Origin of the sequence: Vagococcus silagei (genome assembly GCF_004795745.1) — a bacterium.
In the GTDB taxonomy this organism is placed as follows: Bacteria; Bacillota; Bacilli; order Lactobacillales; family Vagococcaceae; genus Vagococcus; species Vagococcus silagei.
Window position 1 is genome coordinate 63,923 of the sequence record NZ_SDGV01000017.1, and the last position, 17,319, is coordinate 81,241.

A 17,319-nucleotide genomic window follows, 5' to 3' on the forward strand; every position below is an offset into this window, starting at 1 on the left:
AAAAAAATAAGTACCAAACACTTCAATGACACGAAGGTTTGGTACTTTTTATCTATTGATTATAAATATTGACTGAACACTTGTTCAAGTTGTGCTTTTTGGTGAACACCTACAAGAGTATCAACAACTTGACCGTCTTTCTTCAATAATAATGTTGGAATACTCATAATACCAAATGCTTGTGCAGTGGCAGGATTGTCATCCACATTCATTTTCACAATTTTAACTTGATCTTCATAATCATTTGCAAGACCTTCTAAAATTGGTGTTTGCATACGACATGGACCACACCAAGGTGCCCAAAAGTCAACTAAGACTAGCCCTTCGTTTGTTTCTTGTTCAAATGTATTATCTGTAATTTCTGCTACCATATTTATCGCTACCTTTCAAATCAATAATTAACTTATGCACTGATTATAGCAAAGACTTGATACCCCTGCCAGTATTCTGCTTACTACTTAAACGTCACAATTGTTGCGCCATCGCCACCTTGATTGCTTGGTGCGTATTCATATTTTTTAACTTGCGAATGACGTTTTAAATACTCTTGTACACCTTGCTTAATTGCACCAGTCCCACGACCGTGTACAATCGTCACTTGTGGATAACCGTTTAATAATGCGGAATCAATATATTGATCTAAATCCGCAACTGCTTCCTCATAACGTTTACCACGTAAATCTAGTTGTGACGTTACCGTTTGGCGTCCGCCACCACCATCACTTTTAAGTCCAGTAATTCTGACTTTTTCTTCTTTTTCAGGCGCAATTTTTGTTAATTGGTCTTCAGCAATTGTCATCTTAAGAATACCCATTTGAACTTGCCATTCTTTATTACCCATCTTAGTAATTAAAGTTCCGCGTTGTCCGAATGATTCAACCATGACATCATCACCTGGTTTTAAGACTTTTTTCTCTTTGGCTTTTTGTAAGACTTTATTTTTGCCTAATTGCTGTGTTTCCTCATGTTTCAGATTCGCTAATTGACCCTTAACATCAATTAATTCATGTTCTTTAACCTTAATAGAATCCTGGCTTCTTAATTGTAGTTCACGAATATCTTTAATAATACCTTCAGCACGATGTTCCGCTTTTTCAACAATGTCATTTGCTTTTGATTTAGCTTTATTCATTTCTTTTTCACGTTCTTCAAAGAAGTATTGTTGCGCCTCTTTTAATTCACGATGAAGTTTTTCTGCTTCAGCAAAGAACTCACGTGCTTCTAAATATTCAGTTTCAGTCATTTTACGTTGATTCTCTAAATCTAAAATCATATCATTTAAATCTTGGCTTTCACCATCAATAATTTGTTTTGCTCTAGTAATGATTGGTGATGAGAGTCCTAAACGTTGTGAAATATCAAAAGCATTACTTCGACCAGGAATTCCCATTAACAATCGATAAGTCGGGCTTAAAGTATCGATATCAAATTCCATACTAGCATTAATTGTTCCCGGACGATTGTATGCATAAACTTTTAGCTCCGGATAGTGAGTAGTGGCCATTACATATGAACCTACACTGCCTACCTCATCAAGAATCGAAATTGCTAAAGCCGCACCCTCTTGCGGATCGGTACCTGCGCCTAATTCGTCAAAGAGAACCAAACTATCCTTATCCATATCTTTTAAAATGCTGACAATGTTTGTCATATGAGAAGAAAACGTACTTAAATTTTGTTCAATTGATTGTTCATCACCAATATCGGCATAAATTTCTGAAAAGACACCAATTGTACTTTCTTCTCCAGCTGGAATCGGTAATCCAGCTTGCCCCATCAGTTGTAACAAACCAAGTGTTTTTAAGGTAATCGTCTTACCACCCGTATTCGGTCCCGTAATAATCACGGTCTGATGTTTTTCACCAATAAAGATATCATTAGCAACCACTTGGTTTTCATCAATTAAGGGGTGGCGGGCTTGGATTAAGTTTACATGTTTCTCGGCACTGACTGTAGGAACAACAGCCTTCAGGGCTTTACCTAGTCTGGCTTTGGCATTTATAAAATCTAATTTCCCAACCACAAAAGCATTTTGTAGAATATCTAAACGATATGGTGCCAACTCATTTGAGAGTTCAGCCAAAATACGTTCAATTTCTTTACGCTCATTGATTTGATGTTGACGTAATTTATTATTTAATTCGACTGCTTGACGTGGTTCAACAAAGACTGTTTGACCTGACGCACTCTGATCGTGAACGACACCACCAAAATGACTACGATATTCACTTTTTACCGGAATAACGTAACGATCATTTCGCATGGTGATAATGGTGTCACTTAAAAGTTGACTATTCTTGCCGCGAATAAAACCATCTAATAATTCTTTGATATTTTGTTCCTGACGACGAATTTGAACACGTAAAGATTTTAACTCACTTGACGCATCATCAGTCACATAGCCATCTTCATCAATTGACAATCTAATCTGTTTTGATAAATCTGGTAAAGCGATTAGTTTTTCATTCCATTCATACAGTGTATGTAATTCCACTTCTTCTGATTCAAGTTTTTCAAAGAAACGTTGCATCTCAGTGACTGTTTTTAACAAGCGACCCACTTGGGCAAGTTCAACCCCATTTAAAACAGCCCCAATTTCTATTCGCTTCATATGTGGTTTCACATTTTCAAGTTTAGCAATCGGTAGACCGCCTTTTAAACGTAAAATATCAAAGCCATCTTCTGTTTCTAGTAACGCCTCTTCCACTTTATCCAATTGATTCATTGGCGTTAAAGTTTCCGCTAACTCTTTACCAGTTTGCGTGACTAAATATTGTTCTAACATTTTTTTTATTTTATTAAATTCTAGAGTTTGTAGAATTTTCTTGTTCATTTTTTCAAATCCTTTCATGCAGATAAAGAAAAAGAACCTCTAACCGGTCCTCTTCCTTAGCCAATCACTTTATTTATCCACAAATCATGTAACGAAGCAGAGATAATTGGTGTATGATTGACAATTCCTCTTGCTAATCCGCTTTTAGCAAATAGATTTTGAATTGAAGGAACAGGTAACATTGCTAGTAATGTTAAAAAGATTGCCAAAGCAACCAATCCGATAACGCCCCCTAAAGCAGCTCCAACAAGATCATTGCCTTGCTTTAACAGCGGGATAAACGTTAAGCCATAACTTAGCATTCCGATAAAACGGACAATCAGCCAACCTATTGTCAAAATCAAAACAAATGCAAAACCAGCATAAAATGCTTTATCCAAGTCAAAAACGATTGCTTTATCAAATAAAACTAATTTCGTTTCAACCGTTGGTGATGGATATGGGATAATCAATTCTAATTTTTTACCTAATGCGCGGTAATTTGCTTTGGCAACTAAAAATGCAATCAAGTAGCCTAATGTATAGACCATCTGATAAGCAAATCCTCGTTGATACCCGGCATAAATACCGACAATAATTACTAAAAGTATTAATAATGTTAACATAGCATCAAACCTTACTTATTTTTATTTTTCTGTTGATTCTTATTTTTTATTTTTTCTTTTACTTGTTGGTTCATTAATTTTTGAATTTCAATCTGATTTTGTAAATCAGCTTCAGAAATATCACCATTGTTTTCAATAATGTCTTTGGTTTTTTCACGTTCGCGATCATTCAAATCATTTAAACGTGATTCAAGATGTTCCAAACGTTGATTGTTCTCTTCTAAAATATCGACTTTATTATTTAATTCAGAAATAGTTGTCCTCAAATCAAGAATTTTTTCTTGTTGTTTGACTTGAAGTGAGACAGTATTAATCGCCAACAAAATTGCCGCCTGTTCTTTACTCAAAGTTGGATTATGATCCATGAGCAAATCCAAGTGTTCATTGACTAAGTCATTAACCATCGACATATGGGATTGTTCTTCATTTCCAATGATAATATATTCTTCATTTTTTATATTCAACTTAAACCTTTTTGTTGGTTCACTCATCATTATCCCCCTTTTATCATTGCGCAGGGCAAAATCACCTTAATTATATATAATTTTTAAGCAATTGACAATTTTATCTGTCATTTCTTTTCTTTTTACAATCTTTTACCAATAAACTGATATACTTAAGTTAATTTTACAATGATAGGAGTGTCAAATTGTGACCCAATCAATCACTATTAAAGCAAGTACAACTAAAATTAATGATTTAAAAAAATATTATCAACCTCATTTAGGTAAAACTCCACCCTACGCTATTTTTTCAGCAAAAATACCGGGTGTCACCATTACTGCTTATCAATCTGGAAAAGTTTTATTCCAAGGGACAAATGCTGAGGCAGAAGCAAAACGTTGGGATCAAAGTGCTGCACCTAAAGAAAAGTCAACGGTATCTTCTTCTACAAAGAGCAACGCTTTACCTAAAGATTTTGAAAATTGGTCAATTATCGGCAGCGACGAAGTTGGTAACGGAAGTTACTTAGGCCCTCTCGTTGTTTGTGCAGCATATGCGACAACAGAACAACTGCCACTTTTAAAAGAACTCGGTGTCAAAGATTCAAAAATGCTAAACGATGTGAGCATTCGTAAAATTGCAGCTGATTTAAAATTATTTTTACCTTATCAACAGTTGATTGTAAAACCGGAAAAATATAATCAAATTCAGCCTGTCTATAACGCCGTTCGTATGAAAGTTGCCTTACATAACCAAGCTATCCATCTCTTACAAGAAAAAATAAAACCAGCTAAACCACAAGGCATTTTGATTGATCAATTCACAACTGAAAAAAACTATCGCAATTATTTGAAATCAGAAGATCATCCTGTCACTGACCCATTGTTTTTTGTCACAAAAGGAGAACAGTACCATCTAGCAGTAGCAGCAGCTTCAATCATCAGTCGCGCAACCTTTTTAGATGAACTCGATCGAGCTTCAAAAGAAGTCGGCTTTACAATCCCATCAGGAGCAGGCGTAAAATCAGACCAAGCCGCCGCAAAATTACTAAAACAAGGTGGAATGCCTCTCCTCGAAAAACACGCAAAACTCCACTTCTCCAACACAGAAAAAGCAAAAAAAATCGCTAAAAGATAAGGTGATTTTCTGTGCGCTTTGGAGCGATCAATAAGGCGAGCACGAAAAAAACTGGTCTTTAGTTTATTTTCGTGATTGACTTATTGCCTAGCTCCAGCACAGAAAATCCCGTCTATCCCAGGTGGTGAAGTGAGCGCTTTGAGCTGAGCAGTAAGGCGAGCCTGATAATTTGAGCCTAGCGATAATCCAACACAAAGCTTATCTAACCCAACCAAAAAACCACAAACAACTGAAACCTGTTGTTTGTGGTTCATTTTATTTAGGTTATTTAATACAATAATTAATTAAAAACCATACCGCCATCAATAATTAAAGCTTGACCAGTCATATAATCTGAATCTTTGCTTGCAAGATATGACACACAAGCTGCAACATCTTCTGGTTCTGATAAACGTTTAAGTGTGATGTTTTGACTAAATTGTTCCATACCCCAATCAAATGGTTTACCGGCTTCATCCGCTGTTTTTTGAGCAATGTCCATCATCATAGGTGTTTTAACAATACCAGGACAATAAGCATTAACAGTAATATCTAATGGAGCTAACTCTTTTGCGGCAGTTTGTGTAATACCACGAATCGCAAACTTAGTACCACCATAAACTGCGAGTCCAGGATTACCTTCTTGACCCGCTTGAGAAGAAGCATTGATTATTTTACCACCATGACCTAAATCTTTAAAAGCTTTAATTGCAGCTTGAATTCCCCAAAGAGTTCCACCAACGTTAACATCAAATACTTTACGATAAGTTTCATAAGTAATTGATTCAAGAGGTGTTTGTGGTCCTAAGCCTGCATTATTTACAATGACATCAAAGCCACCAAGTTTTTCAACTGTTTCAGCCACTGCTGCAAAGACATTGTCGCGATCAGACACATCAACTTTCACTGCGATTGCTTCGCCACCATGAGCATTAATTTCATTGGCCACTTCTTTAGCGCCAGCTTCATTAAAATCAGCCACTGCAATTTTTAAGCCATCATTTGAGAGTCGTTCACAGATTGCTTTACCAATTCCTTGGGCTCCTCCGGTTACAAATGCTACTCGTTTTGTTTTGTCTGTCATATACGCCATCTTCTTTCTTATTTGTTTTAAAACATCTTACAACGCCAGTATAACACTCACATTTAAAAAGCCAAGGGATATCATTTCATATTTGTGAAATTCAGCACTATCCATAAAAATATTAGTCAAAATGACAAAAAAGTCACAACTCAAAATTTTCTCGAGCTGTAACTTTTTTTTATTTATTATCCAAGTTCAATCGCACCAGTATATAACTGATAGTACATCCCTTTTTTAGCTAACAGTGAGTCATGATCACCACGTTCAATAATGCGACCGTGGTCCATTACCATGATCACATCAGAATTCTTAATTGTTGATAAACGGTGGGCAATGACAAATACAGTTCGCCCGTCCATCAAGCTATCCATACCACGTTGAACAATACTTTCAGTTCTAGTATCGATACTTGACGTTGCCTCATCAAGAATCATAACTGGTGGATCAGCAATTGCCGCACGTGCAATCGCAATTAATTGAGCCTGTCCTTGTGACAGACTACCACCATCACCTGAAATAATAGTGTCATAACCTTCAGGAAGTTTTTCGATAAAATCATCTGCATTTGCTAATTTTGCTGCAGCAAACACATCTTCATCAGTCGCATCCAATTTACCATAACGAATATTTTCTAAAATTGAACCTGTAAATAGATGTGTATCCTGTAATACAATACCTAGCGAACGACGTAATGACGATTTATCAATTTCTTTAATGTTCAATCCATCGTAAAGAATTTCACCATTTTGAATATCATAAAATCGGTTAATTAAATTAGTAATCGTCGTTTTACCTGCACCAGTTGCTCCCACGAGCGCCACTTTTTCACCTGGTTTAGCGTATAGGCTGATATCATAAAGAATTTGTTTATCTGGCGCATATGAAAAGTCCACATTATTAAAGACTACATCACCAACAACTTCACGAATTGACTCATGACCTGCTTCATCTGTTGCTTTCCAGCCCCAACGATTGGTTCGTTCAGGTACTTCAATTAGTTTACCTTCTTCTTCACGAACATTAACTAAACGAACTGTTCCATCATTATCTTCAGGTTCTTCATCCATCAAATTAAAGATACGTTCCGCACCTGCAAGTGCCATGATAACAAAATTTATTTGTTGTGAAATTTGACTAATTGGCATATTGAGCGAACGACTCAATTGTAAGAATGAAGCAATCATCCCTACTGTCATACCACTAATTCCATAAATAGAGAAAAGACCACCCACAACCGCAACTAAAACATATTGGATGTTTAGTAAGTTCATCATAATCGGCATTAACGTATTTGCATAAACATTTGCTTTTGTTGAACTTTCGCGTAATTGCTCATTTTTTTGATCAAATTCGTCAATCACTATTTGTTCATGATTAAAGACTTTTACTACTTTTTGACCTTCCATCATCTCTTCTATAAATCCGTTAACAGCACCAATGTCTTTTTGTTGTTGACCAAAATACTTACCACTTTTACCAGCGACAAAACGAATCGTCAACATCATCAATGTAATTGAAACTAAGACAAATAATGTCATTGGAATACTAATCGTGAGCATTGCAATAATTGTACTGACAAAACTAACAAGCGCAGCGAGTAGGCTTGGAATGCTTTGCGAAATCATTTGCCGCAAAGTGTCGATATCATTTGTATAGTGACTCATAATATCACCAAATGGGTTTTGGTCAAAGTAACGAATTGGCAATTGTTCCATCTTACCAAATAAACGATTTCGAATGCCTTTTTGTGTTCCCTCGCTGACAGTTACCATAATTAGGTTATACCCTAAACTAGCCAGAATACCTGTCGCATAAATAAACGCCATCGTAATCACTGCTTTTAATAAACCACTAAAATCTCTCGAATGAGAGGCCAACATTGGTGTAATGTGTTGATCAATCACAACTTGTAAAAAGAGTGACCCTTTCACGTTCGCAAATGCTGTCACTAAAATAAGTAAAACAACAAGGATAAAACGCCACTTGTATTCAGACAACATGAGTTGAAGAACACGTTGTAAAGTTTTTAAAGGCTGTTTTTGATTATCCTTCTTCATGTTGACCAAATCCTTTCTGTTGTGAAGCCTGAACTTCTTGATAGATTTCATTTGTTTGCATTAATTCTTCGTGTGTACCAATGCCATTAATTTGACCTTTTTCAAGGACGATAATCTTATCAGCATCTTGAATTGAACTAATTCGTTGCGCAATGATAAACGTTGTTGTACCTGGAATTTCTTCTTTCAAACCTGAACGAATAAAATAATCTGTTTTTGTATCAACAGCACTTGTAGAATCGTCCATAATTAATATTTTTGGTTTCTTAAGCAGCGCTCTCGCAATTGTCAAACGTTGCTTTTGACCACCAGAAACATTTGTTCCACCTTGAGTTAGAACGGTCTCATATTTATCTGGTAATTCTTGAATAAAGCTATCAGCTTGTGCTATTTTAGCAACACGTTCGATTTCTTTATCTGTCGCTTCGCTATTGCCCCAACGTAAATTTTCCTTTATTGTACCTGAGAATAATACATTTTGCTGCAAGACCATCGCAACAGCATCACGTAACGCTTCAATATCATATTCGCGGACATCACGACCGCCAACTTTTACAGCGCCACACGTCACATCATAAAGTCTTGGAATTAGCTGAACCAGTGTTGATTTAGCACTACCTGTTCCACCAATAATTCCAACAACTTCGCCAGGTTCAATCCTAAAATTAATATCTCTGAGGACATTTTTTTCGTCACGTCCAACATAACTAAAGTTAACATTTTCAAAAGAAACAGAACCATCAGGAATTTCCATGACAGGATTTTCTAGATTGGTTAAAGTACTTTCTTCATTCAACACTTCTGTAATACGACGTGCTGAAGTTCTTGATATCATCATCATGACAAAGACCATTGATAGCATATTTAAACTAATTAAAATTTGCCCAACATAAGTAAACATACTCACCAATTCACCAGTCGACATTTGACTTGTGACCACAAGCTTAGCTCCGACCCATGAAATTAAAAGCATTGCAGCGTTCATACTAAATTGCATCAATGGACCATTCGTCGCGACAATCCGTTGCGCTAGTGAAAAGTTTTTAAACATATCTTCCGATACATCTTCAAATTTTTCTTTCTCATGGTCTTCACGTACAAATGATTTCACAACACGAATTCCTTGTAAGTTTTCTTGAACCACTTTATTTAAGCGGTCATACATTTTAAATACACGGTCAAATACTGGGAATGCAAAACGAATCATTAAAAATAAACCAATCGCTAATATTGGAATAATATAAAGAAACGTCATGGCAAGCGTTGAATTAATTCTAAACGCCATCATTAATGAAAAAATAAACATTAACGGACTACGAATCAAAATACGAATAATCATTTGATAAGCATTTTGGACGTTTGTCACATCGGTTGTCATTCTCGTAATCAAACTTGAATTTGAAAATTTATCAATATTTGCAAACGACAACTCTTGGATATGTCCAAACAGTGTTTTTCTTAAATTTTTTGCCAAACCTGATGAGGCAATTGCTGCATAGCGACCCGATAATGCACCAAAAATTAACGCGACAATTGCAAGTGCAACTAAAATACCACCATAGTATAAAATTTTGTTCATATCACCCTTTTCAATTCCTTGATCAATTAGTAAAGCCATAATTAATGGAATAATGATATCTAATACAACTTCTAAGGTGACTAAAACGGGCACAATCAGACTGACTTTTTTATATTCTTTGACTTGTCCTAAAAGTGTTTTGATCATATGGTTTCCTCCTCTTTCATATTCTCAATCATTTTTTCGGTAACTGAATAAAACATCTCAATCTCACTCTCTGACAAGTTTTTTGCGAGTTGACGATTTAATTCTCCGAACGCTGTTTTCGTTTTTTGAAAATATTCTTCTCCCTCTGCTGTTAAGATGATTTCCTTCAAGCGCATGTCTTTTTGATTTGCGACACGCTCAATTAAACCAATATTTTCCATTTGACTTAAATTTTCACTGGCTGAAGAACGACGAATATTAAACCAGTTTTCCAAATCCTTTTGAAAAATCGGTTCGGTTTGTTTACCAATATGATGAATAAAAAATGTTTGCATTGGTGAACAATGATCAGGGAAATGATGGATCAAATAGCGATTTGTAAAACGAAAATGTTCGTTTGATAATTTTTTTATTTCACGTCCAAGACTCTTCATGTCAACATTCCTTTCGCAAAATAGTTAGTTACCTAACTATTTTCAACTAAATAAAAATAATTGTCAACTCTTTTGAACGAAAAAAAGACTAAGTTTAAACAGTAAACGTTTTCCTTAGTCTTCTTCGATTTTAATTATGCTACCTTAGTAATCTCATTGTATAACTTTTTAAAATAGAACGTGCGCGCAATGAGATAATAGATGGTTTGAATCAGTAAAAAGATACCTAAAACAATTGGTGCCATTATTTGTAATGGTTGAGCAAATAACGCATACATCGCGGTTAGTGCAACTAAACCATGACAAACTGAGACAACCATTGGTGTAAAGAAGAGAATTCCAATTTGTTGGTACACAACTTTCTTCATTTCCTTCTTGCTGAAACCTAATTTATAGACCGTTAAGAATTTTTCTTTATCAAGCGGCATATCACTATATAAACGGAAGTAAAGAAAACTTCCTGCAGAGATAAAGAAGACAAGTCCAATAAAGAAACCGACAAACAAAATTGGCCCAAATTGACGATTGATCATTTCACGCCCAAATTCTTTAACTTGAATGTCATGATTTTCTTGAAGCTCCTCACCTAATTTTACAAGGGCAGCTTCTTGTCCCTTTGCAACTGACCATTGATACGTTTTCGAAATCGGAGCTTTATCAGCCTTTTGCAAAGTATCATATTCCTGATCTTTCACAATGACAAGTGGTAAACCTGAACCAAGTAAATTGTATTTCACACGCTCAGTTTCTAACTCATGATCTTTTTTATCTGATAATTGAATACTTTTAACTTGTTTTTCATTCATTGAATCCATTTGAGACTTATCAAGAGACGTTTCGACTAACACAGGCTTTTCACCCACTTTAACAGTTAATTCGTCCACTTGTTTGGCCACACGATTATAATCAGACTCTTTAACTAGGCTAACTGAACGATCTTGGTCTGGGCGAACAAGGTGCGTAAAATATGCCAGTTCAATCGCTTCAGCATTAATTTTATTTTTTTGAATCGCTTCTTCGATTAAAGCCACACTCTTCTTTGTTTCCTCTGGTTTATCATCCGAAACATATAATGAAATATCATACGGTGTTGCATCAATGCCTTTAAAAATCATCTCTTTAAAACCAACTAATGTTCCAATGGCAGAAAAGGCAACTGTTGAAATGACAGTTACTAAAAAGAATGCTTTGGCATTATCCTTCATTCTAAAATTTAAATCAGAAAAAACCAGTAAGTTTGTTTTTTTCCAGAACCATTTTTTATTCTTTTGTAGACGATTGACAGCAAATACGCTAAATTGACTAAATAAAAAGTTGGTTCCTAGGATGACTAAAACAATAACTGGAATCATCGCAAATATTACCTGCGGGCCTTTTGCAATTAAAGCTATCGCATAACCAATGCCAATCAACAGAACAGCCAATGTTACTTTTAATTTTGATAATTTCAGTTGACCTTTACCTAATTCAGAACTTTTTAAGAGTGTTTGCACATCTAATTTTGGTACTTTGAATTGCACAAAAAACGAGATGAAACCAAACAGTACTAAAAATGAAGCTAAGGTAACCCAAATGGCTTTCAATGGAAAGTACAGGTTAAAATCTAGGCCTAAAAGTTGATTACTCAACAAAATTAACACTTGTGAAAATCCAATTCCCACAATAATACCAAATATAGTTGAGAAGAAACCAACAATCATGTTTTCTTTCACGATCATTTTTTTCAATTGTTTAGGTGACATACCTTGAATCAATAATAAGCCAAATTCCTTTTTCCGTGACTGAATAAAAATATCAACTGAATTCCAGACAAAGAAAAACGAAAAGATATAGATGATAATAGCTGAAGCCAGCATTCCTGTTTTCACACTATAGTGTAAATCTGCTGTCAGACTAGGGTGATACGCAAATGCGCTAAAGGTAAAGAAACTCATAACGGTCGATAAAACACTTAAGAAATATGCTAAGTATAAACCCTTATTCCTCATCGTATTTCTTAAAACAAATTGATTAAAGTTCATTTTGAGCACCTTCAATCTCTTTTAGTGCAATTAAAATATCATCATAAAAAGCTTCACGCGTTCCATTTTGATAGATTTCTTTTACCAGTTCACCATCTTTAATGAAAACAATTTTTTTACAATAACTTGCTGCAAAAGGATCATGGGTTACCATTAAAATCGTTGACGCTTCTTTTTGATTTAAATCTTCAAGTAATCCCATTACATCTTTGGAAGATTTTGTATCTAAATTTCCAGTTGGTTCATCCGCTAAAATCAATTTAGGCTCATGAATCATGGCTCTCGCTATTGCAACACGTTGTGCCTGTCCACCTGATATCGTTGCAATTCTTTTTTTAAGTAATTCACTAATACCTAAACGTTCCGCAATGATGTTTAATTTTTTTGTCATCACGCTAATTTTTTCACCATCTAATGTTAACGGTAAAATGATATTCTCTTCAACAGTTAATGTGGGCATGAGATTAAAATTTTGGAAAACAAAGCCCAATTCATTTCTTCTAAATTTTGCTAATTCTTCTGAATTTAATTTTGCTGGTTCTTTACCGCCTAAAATAACTTTCCCCGAAGTTGGTGTATCTATTGTCCCAATTAAGTTTAAAAGCGTTGATTTCCCGCTTCCTGAAGGTCCCATAATGCCAACAAATTCACCTTCTTCTACTTCTAAGTCAATTGACTTCAAGGCTTGAAATTGCAACCCTTCGTTATATATTTTTGAGACATTTTTAATTTCTAACATGTAAACTCCCACTTTCTTTTTCTCTTTCCTCGTTGATTTAAGTCTAGCAAAGCTCAGGATTTTTAGCATAGGTCCCAAGGAGGAGAAACATCTTATCAATTAGTCTGAACTTATATGATATAATTTAACTAATACAAAAGGGGGTATTTCAATGTTTAAAGAATACGGTGCCCTAAGCACCGCTGTTTATAACATCACAAAACCTATCGGAAAAAGTCTTGATGGCGATTTAGAGTTTTATTTAGATCAATTAACAAATGTTGATGGGCGCATTCTTGAAGCAGGGGTTGGAACAGGTAGACTTCTTATCCCATTCGCAAAAGAAGGCTATACTATTGACGGGGTTGATTTATCTGAAGATATGTTGACACAATGTCTTAAGAACCTCAATAAACACCAAGTAGAAGCAAAAATTTTTCAACAAGATTTATTAACTCTTGATTTAGAAAACAAGTACAATTCAATTATTATGCCTACTGGCAGCTTTTGTTTAATTTCTAAAGAAAAAATACTCACTTTACTTAAAAACTTTTATGATCATTTAGATTTAGATGGTCAACTCATCTTTGATATCGAGTTACCACTTGATTTCAAAGAACAAGCACATACAACTCAACTTTTCACTCTTTCTCAAAATACGAGTATTCTATTCTCAAGTACGAGTGAGTCGATTGATTGGTTTGATCAAAAAACAAGTTACTTACATCGTTATGAACTTTTCGAAGATGGTGTCTTAACACAAACTGAGCTTTCACAATTCACACTTTATTGGTATAGTATCCAAGAAATTATCTATGCTTTAGAAAAAGTCGGTTTTACATCAATTGAATGGATCCGTGGTTATGGAATTAATCCTGATTCATCTTTATTAACTTTTAGGGCAAAAAAATAGAACATAGGAAAGGGACTGTGACAAAAATACGTCACAGTCCCTTTACAAACTAAACGGTGTCACAGAAGTAGCTTCTTCGAAAATAAGCCCAACACTTCTGTCACAACTTCATCTTTCTTTTCAGCTCAATCAATTATCCAGCAATAACTCCATTTGGTACAGGTTTTTCTGGAACAGCTAAAACTGGTAAAATCCCGCTTTCATACCCAATATCAAAAAGCATACCATGTGACGCAATACCAAACATCTCTTTTGGCGCCAAGTTGACAACAAATAATGCTTGCAACCCAATAATTTCCGCAGGATTCTTACGCTCTTGTTTCATACCAACCACAATCGTCCGCTCAAAATCAGCAAAATCAACTGTTAATTTAACTAACTTATCTGATTTAGGAATATCATCAACTGCTTTAATTTCACCCACGCGGATATCAACTTTTGTTAGGTCAGAAAATGAAATTTCTGGTTTAATCTCTTTCATCGCTTTTTGCCTCCGATTTAATTAATCAATAATGGTTAATTCTTTAGGATAATGATTTAATACTTCACAGCCATCTTCAGTTGCAACGACTAAATCTTCAATTCTCACACCAACTTCTCCTGGAAGATAAATACCTGGTTCAATTGAGAAAATCATACCTGGTTTAACCAGTGCATGATTAGCGGCTGAAACGTCACCTGCTTCATGACACTCGATACCAATAAAATGTCCCGTACGATGTGTAAAATATTCACCATAGCCTTTTTCAGTGATGTAATCTCTTGCTGCTGCATCAATTTCTTTAAACGAAACGCCTGGTTTAACTTTGGCAATCGCACGTAGATTAGCTTCTAAAACAGTTTCATAAACTTCACGACTCTTCTCTGAAACATCTTTATAGAAAAATGTTCTGGTCATATCTGAACAATAACCATCCTTCACACCACCGATATCAATAATAATACTATCGCCAGTTTTTACAATTGAATCATCATTCAAATGATGCGGATCAGCACCGTTTGCCCCATAAGCAACAATCGGATCAAACGAAAAACCAGAATTGCCTAATTCTTCATAAATGGCTGCTAATTCTTTGGTCATTGCCAATTCAGTTAATTTTTTTGGTACTAATTTTTTCAAACGATCAATTGCTTCATCATTGTCTAAAGATACTTGACGCATTTTTTCGATTTCATCAGCTGATTTGATACTGCGGATATCATCAGTAATTTTTGAACTAATATCAAAATTTGAAACAGGTTTGTCTACTCGTTTCATCAAATCTAATAAAAAGTGGGCTGCCCAGTTCTTATCAACTGCAATTTGTTTTTCTGTATCTAATTGTGCAATTAAACCTAACATGCCAAATCCTTCATCTGTATCATCAACTTTAACAATCGGCATGCCTAACTCTTGTTCTGAAACTGGAAATAGTCGATTAATTACAGCAACATGGTTACCGTCTTCCTTTAAGATAAGTGTTGCGAGTCGCTCACCTGGTTCAATCTCAATATTAGTCAAATAAAAAATTGTAGCCGGATCAGAGACCAATAACTGAGGCATTTTTCTTTCCTTCATCTCTGCTAAAACTTTCCTCATTCTCTCTTGGTTCACACAAATCATTCCTTTCCGTTCATCTCACTCCATTATACTTGATTACCCTTAGAAGCGTCTAGGGAGGATTTAATAATACTTTGTTATCCTAAGATGTTATTTTTTCGAAATAAAGAGTACACAAATATAATAAAACCGTGCATGAAAACGCTGCTTTTAAATTTGTACTTCACTTTATTTTTATTTATGTTATAATATGAAAATACTACGATTTTCGTACCATTAATGGAAACGATCGGCGAGGAGTGAATTCAATGCAAGAAGAAAATAGAATTCAATTTGATTGGCAAGGACAACAATTTGAAGGCTTTATCGAAAAAGAGTATGATCATTCAGTTTTAGTCAACGTTAGCAATCCAAACGCAGAATTACAAGATAAATATCTTGGTAGGATTGTTATCAGTAAGAAATCGTATCAATCAATTATTAACTAAAATTCAACAAAAACAAAAAACTTTTGATTCTAAAAAAATCAAAAGTTTTTTTATTTATTTTTGTTTATAACCTGATAAGAAATATTTTAAAGCATCTGTACTTTCTTTTAGGTCTTTAACTTCTGGCAAATATACAATTCTAAAATGGTCTGGCGTATTCATGTTAAATCCTCGGCCATGAACTAATAAAATATGATGTTCATGTAAAAAATCTAAAACAAATTTTTCATCATCATAAATATTGAATTTTGACACATCTAATTTTGGAAAAATATAAAAGGCAGCTTTCGGTTTAACAAAGGATATTCCTGGAATATCTGCAAGTGCATTAGTCACACATTCACGTTGTTCATAAATGCGGCCACCAGGCAATAATAATTCATCAACACTTTGGTAGCCACCTAAAGCGGTTTGAACAATTTGTTGTGATAACACATTTGAACAAAGACGCATTGAAGCAAGCATATTCAAGCCTTCAATATATCCTTTAACATGTCTCTTCTCACCACTCAATACCATCCAACCCACTCTAAAACCAGCAACACGATGAGATTTCGATAACCCATTGAATGTTACAACACATACATCCGGAGCTAAGCTTCCAATTGAGATATGCTCCAAACCATCCATCACTAAACGATCATAAATTTCATCTGAGAAAATAATCAATTGATTCTCACGGGCAACTTCGACAATTTCTTCAAGTAATTCTTTAGGATATAAAGCACCAGTTGGATTATTAGGATTAATTATGACAATTCCCTTTGTTCGTGAGGTGATTTTTTTCTTGATATCATCAATATCTGGGTACCATTCTGCAGACTCATCACAAACATAGTGAACGGCATTCCCACCTGATAAAGTAACTGCAGCCGTCCAAAGTGGATAATCAGGCATTGGCACTAAGACTTCATCTCCACTGTCAATCAGTCCTTGCATTGACATCATAATTAACTCACTTACACCATTACCAGTATAAATATCATCAATCGAAACATTTGGCAAACCTTTTAACTGACAATATTGTTGAATTGCTTTACGCGCTGCAAAAATACCCTTAGAGTCAGAATAACCTTCAGAATCACGTGCGTTCGTAATTAAATCAGCAATGATTTCATTAGGTGCTTTAAATCCAAAAGCTGCCGGATTTCCTGTATTTAACTTTAACACATGAATGCCTTGTGCCTCCATTCGATCAGCTTCTTCAAGTACTGGTCCCCGAACATCATAACTTACATAATCCAATTTGGTTGATTTATTATAGTGTTTCATTAATTCCCCTCCAAACAATTATTTTTTCAAATTTACCTTTTATTAAAACTAAAAACAAGTTCTTTTTT

At 34.9% G+C, this 17,319-nt stretch carries 16 protein-coding genes; 3 read left to right on the top strand and 13 right to left on the bottom strand.

Annotated elements, in window-relative coordinates; all coding sequences use genetic code 11:
* Positions 1-59: 59 nt before the first annotated feature.
* The 4 genes from trxA to ESZ54_RS07625 all read right to left on the bottom strand — a co-directional run bounded on the left by trxA (position 60) and on the right by ESZ54_RS07625 (position 3,929).
* On the bottom strand, positions 60-371 hold the full coding sequence (gene trxA / locus ESZ54_RS07610; RefSeq protein WP_136137072.1) for a thioredoxin: 312 nt from the start codon (positions 369-371) through the stop codon (positions 60-62).
* 83 nt (positions 372-454) lie between these two features.
* Entirely contained in the window at positions 455-2,833 is a 2,379-nt protein-coding gene (locus ESZ54_RS07615; protein ID WP_136137073.1) for an endonuclease MutS2, read from the bottom strand.
* Positions 2,834-2,889: 56 nt separating this feature from the next.
* Positions 2,890-3,438: a CvpA family protein gene (locus ESZ54_RS07620; RefSeq protein ID WP_136137074.1), complete on the bottom strand. Its 549-nt coding sequence runs from the start codon at positions 3,436-3,438 to the stop codon at positions 2,890-2,892.
* An 11-nt stretch (positions 3,439-3,449) separates the two neighbouring features.
* A complete protein-coding gene (locus tag ESZ54_RS07625; protein WP_136137075.1) occupies positions 3,450-3,929 on the bottom strand; it encodes a cell division protein ZapA in 480 nt (159 codons plus the stop codon).
* 160 nt (positions 3,930-4,089) lie between these two features.
* Here ESZ54_RS07625 and rnhC point away from each other — a divergent pair, with 160 nt between their 5' ends.
* Positions 4,090-5,019: a ribonuclease HIII gene (gene rnhC / locus ESZ54_RS07630; protein WP_136137076.1), complete on the top strand. Its 930-nt coding sequence runs from the start codon at positions 4,090-4,092 to the stop codon at positions 5,017-5,019.
* 280 nt (positions 5,020-5,299) lie between these two features.
* On the opposite strand, the gene ESZ54_RS07635 is transcribed toward rnhC, so the two are convergent.
* The 6 genes from ESZ54_RS07635 to ESZ54_RS07660 all read right to left on the bottom strand — a co-directional run bounded on the left by ESZ54_RS07635 (position 5,300) and on the right by ESZ54_RS07660 (position 13,059).
* The gene (locus tag ESZ54_RS07635; RefSeq protein WP_136137077.1) at positions 5,300-6,082 is read right to left on the bottom strand and encodes a (S)-acetoin forming diacetyl reductase; all 783 of its coding nucleotides are present in this window, start codon (positions 6,080-6,082) and stop codon (positions 5,300-5,302) included.
* Between the two features lie 185 nt (positions 6,083-6,267).
* Entirely contained in the window at positions 6,268-8,139 is a 1,872-nt protein-coding gene (locus tag ESZ54_RS07640) for an ABC transporter ATP-binding protein (protein ID WP_239433770.1), read from the bottom strand.
* Positions 8,126-9,865: an ABC transporter ATP-binding protein gene (locus tag ESZ54_RS07645; protein WP_136137079.1), complete on the bottom strand. Its 1,740-nt coding sequence runs from the start codon at positions 9,863-9,865 to the stop codon at positions 8,126-8,128. The genes ESZ54_RS07640 and ESZ54_RS07645 overlap by 14 nt, the downstream gene beginning before the upstream one ends.
* A complete protein-coding gene (locus ESZ54_RS07650) occupies positions 9,862-10,299 on the bottom strand; it encodes a MarR family winged helix-turn-helix transcriptional regulator (protein WP_136137080.1) in 438 nt (145 codons plus the stop codon). Before ESZ54_RS07650 ends, ESZ54_RS07645 begins: the two co-directional genes overlap by 4 nt.
* A gap of 134 nt (positions 10,300-10,433) precedes the next feature.
* Positions 10,434-12,320 carry an ABC transporter permease gene (locus ESZ54_RS07655; RefSeq protein ID WP_136137081.1) on the bottom strand — a complete coding sequence of 629 codons (1,887 nt, stop codon included), beginning with the start codon at positions 12,318-12,320 and terminating at the stop codon, positions 10,434-10,436.
* Positions 12,310-13,059, bottom strand: coding sequence for an ABC transporter ATP-binding protein (locus ESZ54_RS07660; protein ID WP_136137082.1), 750 nt, complete (start codon positions 13,057-13,059; stop codon positions 12,310-12,312). The genes ESZ54_RS07655 and ESZ54_RS07660 overlap by 11 nt, the downstream gene beginning before the upstream one ends.
* A 151-nt stretch (positions 13,060-13,210) precedes the next feature.
* On the opposite strand from ESZ54_RS07660, the gene ESZ54_RS07665 reads away from it, so the two are divergent.
* The gene (locus ESZ54_RS07665; RefSeq protein ID WP_136137083.1) at positions 13,211-13,951 is read left to right on the top strand and encodes a class I SAM-dependent DNA methyltransferase; all 741 of its coding nucleotides are present in this window, start codon (positions 13,211-13,213) and stop codon (positions 13,949-13,951) included.
* A gap of 133 nt (positions 13,952-14,084) precedes the next feature.
* On the opposite strand, the gene ESZ54_RS07670 is transcribed toward ESZ54_RS07665, so the two are convergent.
* Together ESZ54_RS07670 and ESZ54_RS07675 are read right to left on the bottom strand one after the other, a co-directional pair.
* Entirely contained in the window at positions 14,085-14,432 is a 348-nt protein-coding gene (locus tag ESZ54_RS07670) for a tRNA-binding protein (protein WP_136137084.1), read from the bottom strand.
* A 21-nt stretch (positions 14,433-14,453) separates the two neighbouring features.
* The gene (locus tag ESZ54_RS07675; RefSeq protein ID WP_239433771.1) at positions 14,454-15,530 is read right to left on the bottom strand and encodes a M24 family metallopeptidase; all 1,077 of its coding nucleotides are present in this window, start codon (positions 15,528-15,530) and stop codon (positions 14,454-14,456) included.
* A 269-nt stretch (positions 15,531-15,799) separates the two neighbouring features.
* On the opposite strand from ESZ54_RS07675, the gene ESZ54_RS07680 reads away from it, so the two are divergent.
* Complete coding sequence (locus ESZ54_RS07680; RefSeq protein ID WP_136137086.1) at positions 15,800-15,979, top strand: DUF2187 domain-containing protein; 180 nt, start codon at positions 15,800-15,802, stop codon at positions 15,977-15,979.
* Between the two features lie 54 nt (positions 15,980-16,033).
* Here the strand turns inward: ESZ54_RS07680 and ESZ54_RS07685 are convergent, their stop codons facing one another.
* Entirely contained in the window at positions 16,034-17,251 is a 1,218-nt protein-coding gene (locus ESZ54_RS07685; RefSeq protein WP_136137087.1) for a pyridoxal phosphate-dependent aminotransferase, read from the bottom strand.
* Positions 17,252-17,319: the final 68 nt, after the last annotated feature.